10 protein-coding genes are annotated in these 12,099 nt (G+C 66.0%); 4 read left to right on the forward strand and 6 right to left on the reverse strand.

From position 1 onward, the window contains the following. Nucleotides 1–50 precede the first annotated feature (50 nt). Together TZ00_RS01240 and TZ00_RS01245 are read left to right on the forward strand one after the other, a co-directional pair. The gene (locus TZ00_RS01240; protein WP_044439264.1) at nt 51–3,992 is read left to right on the forward strand and encodes a Pls/PosA family non-ribosomal peptide synthetase; all 3,942 of its coding nucleotides are present in this window, start codon (nt 51–53) and stop codon (nt 3,990–3,992) included. Nucleotides 3,993–3,999: 7 nt separating this feature from the next. Beyond that, nucleotides 4,000–5,334, forward strand: coding sequence for a M1 family metallopeptidase (locus tag TZ00_RS01245; protein WP_044438676.1), 1,335 nt, complete (start codon nt 4,000–4,002; stop codon nt 5,332–5,334). Here TZ00_RS01245 and TZ00_RS01250 read toward each other — a convergent pair. Both TZ00_RS01250 and TZ00_RS01255 read right to left on the reverse strand, forming a co-directional pair. Beyond that, entirely contained in the window at nt 5,284–5,928 is a 645-nt protein-coding gene (locus TZ00_RS01250; protein WP_044438678.1) for a 4'-phosphopantetheinyl transferase family protein, read from the reverse strand. The two genes, TZ00_RS01245 and TZ00_RS01250, sit on opposite strands and share 51 nt — an antisense overlap. Beyond that, nucleotides 5,925–6,389: an OsmC family protein gene (locus tag TZ00_RS01255; protein ID WP_044438680.1), complete on the reverse strand. Its 465-nt coding sequence runs from the start codon at nt 6,387–6,389 to the stop codon at nt 5,925–5,927. Before TZ00_RS01255 ends, TZ00_RS01250 begins: the two co-directional genes overlap by 4 nt. 52 nt (nt 6,390–6,441) lie before the next feature. Here TZ00_RS01255 and gabT point away from each other — a divergent pair, with 52 nt between their 5' ends. Beyond that, a complete protein-coding gene (gabT, locus tag TZ00_RS01260) occupies nt 6,442–7,797 on the forward strand; it encodes a 4-aminobutyrate--2-oxoglutarate transaminase (RefSeq protein WP_084605834.1) in 1,356 nt (451 codons plus the stop codon). After that, nucleotides 7,794–8,798 carry an asparaginase gene (locus TZ00_RS01265; protein WP_044438683.1) on the forward strand — a complete coding sequence of 335 codons (1,005 nt, stop codon included), beginning with the start codon at nt 7,794–7,796 and terminating at the stop codon, nt 8,796–8,798. Before gabT ends, TZ00_RS01265 begins: the two co-directional genes overlap by 4 nt. 19 nt (nt 8,799–8,817) lie before the next feature. Here TZ00_RS01265 and TZ00_RS01270 read toward each other — a convergent pair whose 3' ends face one another. The 4 genes from TZ00_RS01270 to TZ00_RS20240 form a co-directional block, all read right to left on the reverse strand. Next, complete coding sequence (locus tag TZ00_RS01270; protein ID WP_238579561.1) at nt 8,818–9,585, reverse strand: ABC transporter permease; 768 nt, start codon at nt 9,583–9,585, stop codon at nt 8,818–8,820. An 89-nt stretch (nt 9,586–9,674) separates the two neighbouring features. Then, nucleotides 9,675–10,589, reverse strand: coding sequence for an ABC transporter permease (locus TZ00_RS01275; protein WP_044438687.1), 915 nt, complete (start codon nt 10,587–10,589; stop codon nt 9,675–9,677). A 3-nt stretch (nt 10,590–10,592) separates the two neighbouring features. Next, complete coding sequence (locus TZ00_RS01280) at nt 10,593–11,795, reverse strand: ABC transporter ATP-binding protein (RefSeq protein ID WP_044438689.1); 1,203 nt, start codon at nt 11,793–11,795, stop codon at nt 10,593–10,595. Then, on the reverse strand, nt 11,795–12,094 hold the full coding sequence (locus TZ00_RS20240) for a type 2 periplasmic-binding domain-containing protein (RefSeq protein WP_238579530.1): 300 nt from the start codon (nt 12,092–12,094) through the stop codon (nt 11,795–11,797). The genes TZ00_RS01280 and TZ00_RS20240 overlap by 1 nt, the downstream gene beginning before the upstream one ends. Nucleotides 12,095–12,099: the final 5 nt, after the last annotated feature.

Below are 12,099 nucleotides of genomic sequence, written 5' to 3' on the forward strand. Positions count from 1 at the left end.
GGTTCGATCGCCGCGTGGGCACGCGACGATCGATTCCCCAGGAGACAGATGTGACAGACTCCCCCGCTGAACCCGGACTCCTTCTGGGCAGCGAGCGCACCCCAGCCCCGCGCACGCTCGTCGACATTCTGCGCGACTCGGCCGACAGGCATCCGGAATCGGCCGCCCTCGCCGATGCGAACGGATCGGTCAGCTACCGCGAACTGATGCGACTGGTGTCACAGGCAGCGGTCGCGCTCTCGGTCGCCGGCGTGCGCCGCGGCGATCGGGTGGGCATCCGCATTCCGTCGGGCGGCAGAACCCTCTATATCTCGATTCTGGCCGTGCTGGTGCTCGGCGCCGCGTACGTTCCTGTCGATGCTGACGACCCCGAAGAGAGAGCTGAGCTGGTCTTCGGCGAGGCGGATGTCGTCGGGTACATCGGCGCAGATGGCACGATCGTGCCGCGCGTCTCCACAGACGGAACCCGGCGTCTTGACACTCGAGAGAGCATCGGCCTCGAACCGGTGCGCTCGGGCACCGGCACCATCACCACCCTCGGCGCTCCCACGCCAGACGACGACGCCTGGATCATCTTCACCTCGGGCTCGACGGGGGTGCCCAAGGGCGTCGCCGTCACACATCGATCGGCGGCCGCGTTCGTCGATGCCGAGGCGCGGATGTTTCTGCAGTCGGAGCCGCTCGACCAGGCTGACCGCGTACTCGCCGGGCTCTCGGTCGCCTTCGACGCATCGTGCGAAGAGATGTGGCTCGCTTGGAGGCACGGAGCATGCCTTGTGCCTGCGCCCCGATCGCTGGTTCGCTCGGGTGCCGACCTGGGGCCGTGGCTCATCGCTCACGGCATCACGGTCGTCTCCACGGTTCCCACCCTCGCGGGACTCTGGCCCGCGGAATCGCTCGAGAATGTGCGCCTGCTGATCTTCGGCGGCGAGGCCTGCCCGCCCGAGCTGGCAGCCCGCCTTGCCACCCCCGCTCGCGAGTTGTGGAACACCTACGGGCCTACGGAGGCGACGGTCGTCGCATGCGGCGCTCTTCTCGATGGCACGACGCCGATTCGTATCGGACTCCCCCTCGATGGGTGGGACCTCGCCGTTGTCGATGCAACGGGAGCTCCTGTCGGAGACGGCGAGGTCGGCGAACTGATCATCGGCGGAGTCGGGCTGGCACGCTACCTCGACCCGGCAAAAGATGCCGAGAAATACGCGCCGATGCCGAGCCTCGGCTGGGAGCGCGCATACCGAAGCGGAGACCTCGTGCGCTTCGAGCGCGAGGGACTCGTCTTTCAGGGCAGAGCCGACGACCAGATCAAACTGGGCGGACGGCGTATCGAGCTCGGCGAGATCGAGGCTGCGCTGCAGGGTCTGGCCGGTGTGGCCGGTGCGGCTGCGGTCGTGCAGACGACGAACGCGGGCAATCAGGTGCTCGTCGGCTACCTTGCGCTCGATCCCGCGACCACAGAGTCCGAGTTCGACCGCGCCGCGGCCGTCGCGCGACTCCGAGAGGAACTGCCGGCCGCCCTGGTTCCCGCACTCGCCATCGTCGAGTCCATACCGACCCGAATCTCTGGAAAAGTCGACCGGGCCGCTCTCCCCTGGCCCCTCGCATCCGCGTCGAGCGGAGCAGCAGGCTCGTCAGCCGAACTCAGCGGAACAGCCGGCTGGCTCGCCGAACTCTGGACAGAGGTGCTCGGCACGTCCGTCACCGACGCATCCGACGACTTCTTCGCCGTCGGCGGTGGCAGTCTTGCCGCAGCCCAGCTCACGAGCATGATCCGCGCACGCTTCCCCGAGGCGCGCGTCTCCGATCTCTACGACCATCCGCGCATCGGAGCGCTCGCGACCGAACTCGATTCCCGAGCACCGAGCGTCGCTGTGGAGCCACGCACGGTCATTCCCACACCGCGCTCCACCCAATGGGCCCAGACCCTGCTCGGTATTCCGCTGCATATCATCGTCGGCGCGCGTTGGAGCGTGTACCTTCTCGCCGCAAACGCACTGCTCCTCTCCTTCGCCGGAATCGGCTGGCTCCCTTCTGTGTCGTGGTGGTGGCTGGTCGCGGGATTCCTGATTCTCGTGACCCCTGTCGGACGCATGGGGGTGTCGGTTATCGCAGCCCGTCTGCTGCTGCGTGGTGTGAAGCCCGGTGCATATCCGCGCGGGGGCCACGTTCACGTGCGACTGTGGATGGCCGAGCAGGTCGCCGCGCTGGTGGGTGCGGCCAGTCTCGCCGGCGCCCCCTGGATCGCCTACTACGCCCGGGCTCTCGGAGCCACCATCGGCGAAGGCGTCGATCTGCACTCCCTTCCCCCGGTGACGGGCATGCTCAAACTCGGCGCACGCGTCGCAATCGAGCCCGAGGTCGACCTCTCTGGATACTGGCTCGATGGTGACATTCTGCGTATCGGAGCGGTCACGATCGGTGCAGACGCGACGATCGGCTCACGCAGCACCCTGCTGCCCGGCGCGCGGGTCGGACGGGGCGCCGAGATCGCCGCAGGATCATCGGTGTCCGGCCGCGTTCCTGGCGGAGAGCGCTGGGCGGGCTCGCCGGCAGAACGGATGGGCAAGGCCCGCCCGGGCTGGCCGTCCGAACGGCCGCCGCGCGCATCCGGATGGGTCGCCGCCTACGGTGCAGGCTCGGTACTGCTGTCTCTTCTGCCCCTTGTGGCCCTGGCGGTCGGCGCGCTGGTGACCGGCGCCATGGTGCGCGGCTCGAACTCCCTTGGGGAGCTCGCGCTGAGGTCTCTCGCATCCTTGCCCCTAGCGACGATCGCGGCCGGCGTCGTCTTCGCCCTGCTCGTCGTGGTCAGTGTTCGCGTTCTGGGCATCGGCCTCGCTCCCGGTCACTATCCGGTGCGCTCCCGTGTGGGCTGGCAGGTCTGGGCGACCGAACGCCTGCTCGATCTGTCGCGCACGATGCTGTTCCCGCTCTACGCAAGTCTCTTCACTCCCGTCTGGCTCCGACTCCTCGGAGCCAAGGTTGGAACGAATGTCGAGGCCTCGACGGTGCTTCTTCTGCCCGCAATGACCACAATCGGCGACCATGCGTTCCTCGCCGACGACACCATGGTCGCGTCGTACGAACTCGGTGGCGGCTGGATGCGCATCGACGAGGCGAAGATCGGCCGTCGGGCGTTCCTCGGAAACAGCGGCATGACCGGCCCCGGAAGGACCGTTCCGAAGAACGGACTGGTCGCCGTGCTGTCGGCGACACCACGCAAGGCGAAGTCGGGGTCGTCATGGCTCGGCAACCCGCCGGTACGTCTGCGCCGCGCCGTGGCCGAGTTCGATGAGAGTCGCACTTACCAGCCTCCCGTCTCGCTGCGAGTGGCGCGCGCACTGTGGGAGCTCGGCCGTCTCGTGCCCGTGATGATCACCGTCGGCATCGGCCTCGGCGTTCTGCTGACGCTCGAGTTGCTCCTTCTCGAGTTCGGGCTCGGCTGGATGATCGTGCTCTCGGGGCCGGTCATGCTCGCGGCGGGCGCCGTTGCGGCGGCCGTCACGACCGTCGCCAAGTGGACGATCGTGGGCAGAATTCGCGCCACCGAGCATCCGCTGTGGTCGTCGTTCATCTGGCGAAACGAGGTGTCGGACACCTTCGTCGAGATGGTCGCCGCGCCCTGGTTCGCGCGGGCCGCGACGGGAACGCCCGCGCTCGCACTGTGGCTGGCGTCGCTCGGCGCACGCATCGGCCGAGGCGCCTGGATCGAGACCTACTGGCTTCCCGAGGCAGATCTGGTCGAGCTCGGCGACGGATCGAGCGTGAACCGCGGCTGTGTCGTGCAGACCCACCTGTTTCACGACCGTGTGATGTCGCTCGACACCGTCGTGATCGCATCCGGAGCGACCCTGGGCCCGCACAGCGTGATCCTTCCCGCCGCTCGCATCGACGACGGTGCCACGGTAGGGCCGGCATCACTCGTGATGCGCGGCGAGGTCGTGCCGGCCGCCAGCCGCTGGACAGGCAACCCCATCGCACCGTGGAATACTTGATCGACAGATGCCGAACACTCCTCCTCACCCCAGTAACGGTTCCCTGACCATCGGCGACAGCTACGTTCCCACAAGCGGCAACGGCGGCTACGCGGTTTCGTCGTACGACCTCGACCTCGACTACAGGGTCGCGAACAACCGGCTGGCGGCGACCGCCATCATCACGGCCACGGCCACCCACGAGCTGACCCGCTTCAGCGTCGATTTCTGCGGGCTCGTCGCGACGCGCGTCACCATCGACGGAGCGGCTCCCTCGAAACTGGTCGAATCGGCCAGGAAACTCACCATCACACCGGCCACCGCGATCCCTGCGGGCCGGGAGTTCGTCGTGACAGTGCGCTACGGCGGATCCCCACGGCCCGTCCGCAGCCCCTGGGGTGAACTCGGCTGGGAGGAGCTCAGCGACGGCGTGCTCGTCGCCTCTCAGCCCAGCGGCGCGCCGAGCTGGTTCCCCTGCAACGACCACCCGAGCGACAAGGCCGCGTTCCGCATCCGCATCTCGACCGAATCGTCGTATTCGGTGCTCGCGAACGGGCGCCTCACATCGAAGGTACGTCGAGCGAGCCGCACCTCGTGGACGTTCGAGACGGTCGAGCCCATGGCCACCTACCTGGCCAGCATTCAGATCGGTGTCTACAGAGAACTGGTGCTCTCGAGATCGCCGGTGCCCCAGACCGTGCTCGCGCCGGCATCGATCGTTGATCGCGCACAGAAGGACTTCGCCGACCAGGAGCGAATGCTGGCACTCTTCGAGCGCTCGTTCGGCCCGTATCCGTTCGGCGAATATTCGGTGGTCGTCGCCGACGACGACCTCGAGATCCCGGTCGAGGCCCACGGCTTCGCGGTCTTCGGCAGGAACCACATCGACGGGTTGGGCGGATCGGAACGGCTCATCGCGCACGAACTGGCCCACTCCTGGTTCGGCAACAGTGTCACCGCTACGACGTGGAAGGACATCTGGCTGCACGAGGGCTTCGCCTGCTACGCCGAGTGGCTCTGGTCGGAGGAATCGGGCGGACCGACAGCGGACCGACTCGCGCATCAGCACTGGGCGCGTCTCTCGCACCTCCCGCAAGACCTGACGATCGGCGATCCTGGGCCCGAGAGGATGTTCGACGACAGAGTGTACAAGCGGGGAGCGCTCACGCTCCATGCTCTGCGTACCACGATCGGTGACGACGCGTTCTTCGAACTCCTGAGCTCATGGGCCACCGAGAACCGCTACGGCAATGTGACGACCGAGGGCTTCTATCTGCACGCCCGCGAACGCAGCGCCGTCGATCTCGACGAGCTATTCGAGAGCTGGCTGTTCTCCGAGCGGCTGCCGGTGCTGCCCCGCTGACTCGGCCTGATCCCGCAGGTCTTCGACGTCGACGAAGACAGGCTCCTGGCCGAGCATCACGACGGTCAGCACCACGGTCGGGTCCGCTAGCGGAACCTCGACGATGACCGCGTCGGGCGCGATACCGGATGCGAGATCGATCGTGGTGAGGTCGAGGCGAAGACCGCGACCGGTCGCCTTGAGATACGCCTCCTTGCGAGACCAGAGTCGGGTGCGCAGCAGGTCACGGCTCTCGGGTCGCTCGTCGTCGATGAGATCGCGCTCCGCGGCGGAGAAGGCCGCCTCGTCGACCCGCGCCCGCGACATCTGTACCGACGACTCGATGTCGATTCCGAGATCGCCCCCTCGCGCATCCATCGATAGGGCTATCGCGACCCGCCCTGCCGCCGAGCTCTTGCTCACCATGATCTCCGAGCCGTCGTCGGCGCGGGGAGAGGCCACACGCGGTTTGCCGTGCTGCCTGCCGCACTCGTCGCACGAGGTATCCAGAACCACCTTCGTGTGCGCAACGCCGACCACGGATGCGACGGCTCGCTCGAGCGCGTCGGTCGCCGGCGCGGTATGCAGAGTCACCCGCACGTGCCTGGCGGTCATTCGGCCAGAGGTTCGTGCCGCACGGGGAAATTGACCGAGTTCGCGATGAAGCACTTCTCGCTCGCTTCGCCGTGCAGCGACTGCGCAAGCTCGGCCTGCGACGGGTCGGCCAGTTCGACCCTCGGATGCAGCGTCGCAGAAGTGAAGCGTCCGCCACCCGTGCGGTCGAGGGCGAGGGTTCCGGTCGCCTCATCCCGGTATCCCGTGACCACGACGCCGTGCAGAACCGCGACGTGCAGATACGACAGCATGTGGCACTGGCTCAAGGCGGCCAGCAGCATCTCCTCGGGATTCCACCGCTCGGTGTCACCGTGGAACGTGCGGTCGGCACTGCCCTCGATGGGGTGTTTTCCCGATGCCGTCACAAGGTGGCCACGCCCGTAGTCGCGATAGCCGCTCGTGCCCGTGCCTCGATTTCCAAGCCACTCTACGGTCACGGTGTAGGAATGCTGCGCTTTCACGCGATCAGCCTAACCGGGCGGGCGCCGGCGCGACGGTAAACTCGATCGCATCATGACAGACACCCTGAATTCCTCGTACACCGTCGCCCAGGAGCGGAAGGTCGTCACGGCCATCCCCGGTCCCAAGAGCATCGCACTGCACGAGCGACGACTGACCGTTGTGCCGGTGGGTGTCGGCACAGCGCTTCCCATCTATATCGAGAAGGCGAACGGCGCGATCCTCGTCGATGCCGACGGCAACCAGTTCATCGATCTCGGTGCGGGCATCGGAGTCACGACCGTCGGTCATACCTCAGCGCACGTCATCGAGGCCGCCGCCGCACAGCTCGGCAAGGTCACTCACACGCTGTTCACCGTCACCCCCTACGAGGAGTATGTGCAGGTCGCCGAACTTCTCGCCCAGCACACCCCGGGTGACTTTGCGAAAAAGACGGTCCTCGTCAACTCCGGCGCCGAGGCAGTTGAGAACGCCGTCAAGATCGCTCGCAAGTACACGCGTCGCACGGGCGTGGCTGTTCTCGAGCACGCTTATCACGGCCGCACCAATCTGACCATGGCCATGAACTTCAAGGCGGCGCCGTACTCCACGGGCTTCGGCCCCTTCGCCGGCGATGTCTACCGCGCGCCCAACTCGTACCCATACCACGACGGTCTCACCGGTGCCGAGGCTGCAGCCCGCACGATCGGCTACCTCGAGAAGACCGTGGGCGCCTACGATCTGGCCTGCCTCGTGGTCGAACCGATTCAGGGCGAGGGCGGCTTCGTTGTGCCGGCCGACGGCTACCTGCCCGCGCTGCAGCAGTGGTGCACCGAGAACGGCATCGTCTTCATCGCCGACGAGATCCAGAGCGGTATGGCCCGCACCGGCGCCTACTTCGCCAGCGAGCACTTCGGCCTGGTTCCCGACGTGGTTCTGAGCGCCAAGGGAATCGCGGGCGGTCTTCCTCTCGCCGGTGTCACCGGCCGCGCCGAGATCATGGACTCCGCTCTTCCCGGCGGCTTGGGCGGCACCTTCGGTGGAAACCCTGTGGCTGCTGCGGCGGCCGTGGCCGTGTTCGAGCAGATCGAGAGCGAGAATCTGCTCGCCGAGGCGACCCGAATCGAGCAGACGCTCGTCGCGGGCCTCGAGGAGCTGGCATCGAAGTACGACATCATCGGCGACATCCGGGGTGTCGGAGCGATGATCGCGATCGAACTGGTTCAGCCAGGCACGGGCGCCACCACCAAGGAACCCAATCCGAAGGCCGTCGACGCGATCGTGGCCTACGCGGCATCTCAGGGCGTTCTCGTTCTGAACGCGGGAACCTATGGCAACATCGTGCGCTTCCTTCCGAGCCTCGCGATCTCCGACGCACTCCTGGCCGATGCACTGGGAGTCATCGACGACGCAATGGCGACGTTGCGATGACCTCTGCGGCGACGGCTGCATCGCACGGCTCTTCACTGGGCACCTTCTCCATCGAAGGGGCTGTCGAGCTGGCGGTTCTGGAGCGCAGCGGATTCATCGAGTCGCGTCACGTCGGTGCCGCAGTCGTGGTCGATCCCACGGGCACGGTGCTCGAAGAACTCGGCGATGCGGCGGCTCCCGTATTCCCGCGCTCCAGCCTCAAGCCCTTCCAGGCCCTGGCCATCCGCGAGGCGGGGGTGCACCTCACTCCCCTGCAGACCGCACTCTCCATGGCGAGTCACGGCGGAACACCAGAGCATGTCGACGTCGTGCGCGAGATTCTTCAGCTGGCCTCACTCGATGAGTCGGCCCTCGGATGCCCCGCAGACTGGCCCGGCGATCGTGCAGCCCGCGACGCCGCGGTTCGGGCGGGCGGCTCCGCCGAGCGCGTCTATATGAACTGCTCTGGCAAGCATGCCGCGATGCTGCTCGCGTGCGTTCAGCAGGGCTGGAGCACGACCGACTATCTCGACCCCGCGCATCCCCTGCAGCTGCGCATCCGTGACCTCATCGAAGAGCAGACCGGTGAAGAGATCGCGGCATCCGGTGTCGACGGATGCGGTGCGCCTGTGCACGCGATCTCCCTCCGGGCGCTTGCGCGAGGTGTGTCGCGCATCGCTCAGAGCGAGACGCCGGATGCCGAATGGCTCGTCGACTCGGTGCTCGCCAACGGCTGGGCGGTCGACTCCCCGAAAGAGCAGAACACTCTCGTCATCGACGAGCTCCAGCTCTTCGCGAAACTCGGTGCCGAGGGGGTCATGGTCATGTCCACCAGGTCCGGGGTGGCCGTCGCGCTCAAGATTCTCGACGGCAGCCTGCGCGCCGCCGCGATCGTGGCGCTCGAACTCCTGGTCCGGGCGGGCGCCGTCGACCGCGGCGACGTCGATGCACTGGTGCGCACATTCGATCTCACCGTTCTCGGCGGCGGACAGCCTGTCGGCACGATCAGAGTCACGGCCTGACGGCGCCTGCCCCGGTGACCTAGCCGAGCTTCGCGAGCCTCTTCTGTCTGGCCGACCGGCTGACCTGGCTCACTACGACGATGAGAATCGCGATGATGAAGACGGCCGATGCGACCACGTTGGCCTCGGCAGGAATGCCTCGAGCCGCGGCGATGTAGATGAACTTGGGGAACGTGTCGACCGCGCCCGAGTTGAAGTTCGTGATGATGAAGTCGTCGAAGCTCAGCGCGAACGAGAGAAGCGCCGCCGCCAGAATGCCTGGCAGCAGCAGGGGAAATGTGATGCGCCAGAAGACCTGCGCCGGGGAACCGTAGAGGTCTCTGCCGGCTTCCTCGAGCGCGGGGTCGAGACTGGCCACGCGCGCCTTCACGGTGACCACGACGAAGCTGATGCAGAACATCGTGTGCGCGAGGATCACGGTGACGATGCCCTTCTGCGTGCCGAGGGCCAGGAACTGCGCCGCGAGCCCCGCACCCAGCACAACCTCGGGAGTCGCCATCGGCAGGAACAGCAGCAGGCTGATGCTGGAGCGGAATCGGAATCGGTACCGAACGAGGGCTATGGCGATCGCCGTGCCGAGCGCCGTCGCGAGGGCGGTTGCCACGACTCCGACGAGGATGCTGTTGCCGAAGGCTTCGCAGAGTCCGGGTTCGTTACAGACGGTGAGCCACTTGTCGAAGGTGAACCCTCTCCACGCGATGTTGGACTTCGCGGAGTCATTGAACGAGAACACGAAGGTGTACGCGATCGGGATGAGCAGGAACACGAGTGCCAGGGTGACGTAGATGGGAAGACCGAGACCCGCGAACCTCCTCCGTGGGCGCGGCGCGGCCGCGCGCTCCGGCGATGGGTTGCTCGTCTCAAGGGGCGGGGCTGTCACAGCAAGTCCTCCGTTCCGCTGCGGCGCACGTAGACGCCGACGAGTATCAGGATCACAGCCATCAGGATGATGGAGAGCGCCGCCGCGACGGGATAGTTCTGAAGGGTGAGGAAGTTTGCCTCGATCGCATTTCCGAGCATGGCAGTCTTGCTCGATCCCAGAAAGTCGCGACTGGCGTTGATATAGTCACCGGCCGCTGGGATGAACGTGAGCAGTGTGCCGGAGATGATGCCCGGCATCGACAGTGGAACAGTGACCTTCAGGAACGTCGTGGCGGGATTCGCATACAGGTCGCTTCCCGCCTCGAGGAAGCGGGTGTCGAGGCGCTCCAGAGTCGTATAGAGCGGGAGCGTCATGAACGGGATGAAGTTGTAGGTGAGCCCGAAGATCACGGCGAACGGTGTGCCCGTGAGGTGCCCGTCTGCGGGCAGGATGGCCACCGCTTTGAGGGCCTGCACCACAGGGGACTCGTCCGAGAGGATCTGCTTCCACGCGAGGGTGCGGAGCAGGAAGCTGATGAAGAACGGCGCGATGACCAGAGTCAGCATCATGCTCTGCAGCAGGGGCCAGCGCCGAGCCTTCACCCCGATGTAGTAGGCGATCGGATAGCTGACGATCAAGGCGAACACCGTGGCCACGAGCGCGTAGCCGAAGGCGCGCAGGATGTGAGGCAGGTACTCGCTCGCACTGTCGACGTAGTTCTGCCACTGCAGAGCAGGGACGTATTCGCCGATGTCGCCCCCGGGAAGTTCCGCCTGGAATGACGTGATGACGAGAGAGATGAGCGGCGTGAGGAAGAACAGCACCATATAGAGGATGCCGGGCAGAAGCAGAACCAGGGCGATCGTGGATTTTCGCCGAGGCGGTTTCGTCACGGCCGCATCACTCGATGCGAAGGCGGCGAAGGCCATGAGCTACGCCCCTTCCAGTTCCGTCTCGAGCGCAGCCCTGCGCTGGATGGCGATCGCATTGGTCGACGCGTCGGCGGGGAATCGGGAACCCGGCGTCGGCTCGTCTTCCAACCCGAAACCGTGGTCGACAGTCCAACTGACCCACACCTCGGCACCCTCGTTGACGACCGGCCCGAAGACCATGTTCTGGGCGAAGACAGTCACAGCCCCCAGTCCCGGAATGTGAACGATGTACGAGGTGCTGACTCCCGAGAACGAGACATCGGTGACACGCCCCGGTCCGAGAATGTTGATTCCCGCGCCCGCGGCCGGCGCGTCCGTGTGCAGCATCAGCTTCTCGGGCCTCACGCCGATCGTCACCTCGCCCGCGTGGCGCTGAGCCCGGGTGCGAGGCACCACTATGCCCCTGCCTGCGATGTCGACGGTGATGAAGTCTGCGGTCGAATCGGTGACCTGGCCCGTAAAGAGGTTGGACTGGCCGAGGAAGTTGGCGACGAATGCCGTTCGGGGCAGTTCATAGAGTTGCTCTGGGGCCCCCATCTGCTCGATCTCGCCCTTGTTCATGACCGCCACGATGTCGGCCATGGTCATGGCTTCCTCCTGGTCGTGGGTCACATGAAGAAAGGTCAGCCCGATCTCGGTCTGGATGCTCTTCAGCTCGAGCTGCATCTGGCGGCGCAGCTTGAGGTCGAGCGCCCCGAGCGGCTCGTCGAGCAGCAGAAGTGCTGGACGGTTCACGATCGCGCGGGCGAGCGCCACGCGCTGCTGTTGGCCGCCCGACAGCTGCGCCGGCCGCCGAGCCGCGAGATGATCGAGCTCGACGAGCCGCAGCGCTTCATGAGCCTTGCCCAGTGGGTCGTCGATCTTGCGGCGACGGAGGCCGAAGGCGACGTTCTCGAGGATCGTCATGTGCGGAAACAGCGCGTAGGACTGGAAGACCGTGTTCACCGGCCGCTGGAAAGACTTCGTGTTCGTGACGTCTTTTCCACCGATGAGAATGCGGCCTGCCGACGGCTCCTCTAGTCCAGCTACGAGCCTGAGCGTCGTCGTCTTGCCGCAACCCGACGGGCCGAGGAGCGCGAAGAACGAGCCGGCTGGAATGGTGAGATTGAGACTCTCGATGGCAGTGAAGCCCGGAAATCTCTTGCTGATATCGACGAACTCGAGGTCGGCGCCCGCCTCGGCGAATGTACCCGTCGTCTTCATCAGATGCCCAACAACACTTTCTGAAATTCAGTGCCCAAGGTCTTCTCTTCCTCTGCTGTCAATGTTCGGAACACGTGTGCTCGTTCGAGGGTCTTCTCGTCGGGAAAGATCAGCTGGTTGTCCGCGAGCTCAGGATCGATGGACTCCATCGCCTCGCGTGCGCCGACGACAGGGGTGATGTAGTTGACCCAGGCCGCGACCTCGGCGGCGACCTCAGGCTCGTAGTAGTAGTTCATCAACGCCTCGGCATTCGCCTTGCGGGTCGACCCCATCGGCACAACGAAGGTATCGTTCCACAAGGTGC

This window comes from Agreia bicolorata, assembly GCF_000938265.1.
Lineage (GTDB): Bacteria > Actinomycetota > Actinomycetes > Actinomycetales > Microbacteriaceae > Agreia > Agreia bicolorata.

Bases quoted from the DNA above. Each gene is read 5' to 3' on its own strand.
- TZ00_RS01245 (WP_044438676.1), top strand. From the start codon at position 4,000: ATGCCGAACACTCCTCCTCACCCCAGTAACGGTTCCCTGACCATCGGC.
- TZ00_RS01250 (WP_044438678.1), bottom strand. From the start codon at position 5,928: ATGACCGCCAGGCACGTGCGGGTGACTCTGCATACCGCGCCGGCGACC.
- gabT (WP_084605834.1), top strand. From the start codon at position 6,442: ATGACAGACACCCTGAATTCCTCGTACACCGTCGCCCAGGAGCGGAAG.
- TZ00_RS01265 (WP_044438683.1), top strand. From the start codon at position 7,794: ATGACCTCTGCGGCGACGGCTGCATCGCACGGCTCTTCACTGGGCACC.
- TZ00_RS01275 (WP_044438687.1), bottom strand. From the start codon at position 10,589: ATGGCCTTCGCCGCCTTCGCATCGAGTGATGCGGCCGTGACGAAACCG.
- TZ00_RS01280 (WP_044438689.1), bottom strand. From the start codon at position 11,795: ATGAAGACGACGGGTACATTCGCCGAGGCGGGCGCCGACCTCGAGTTC.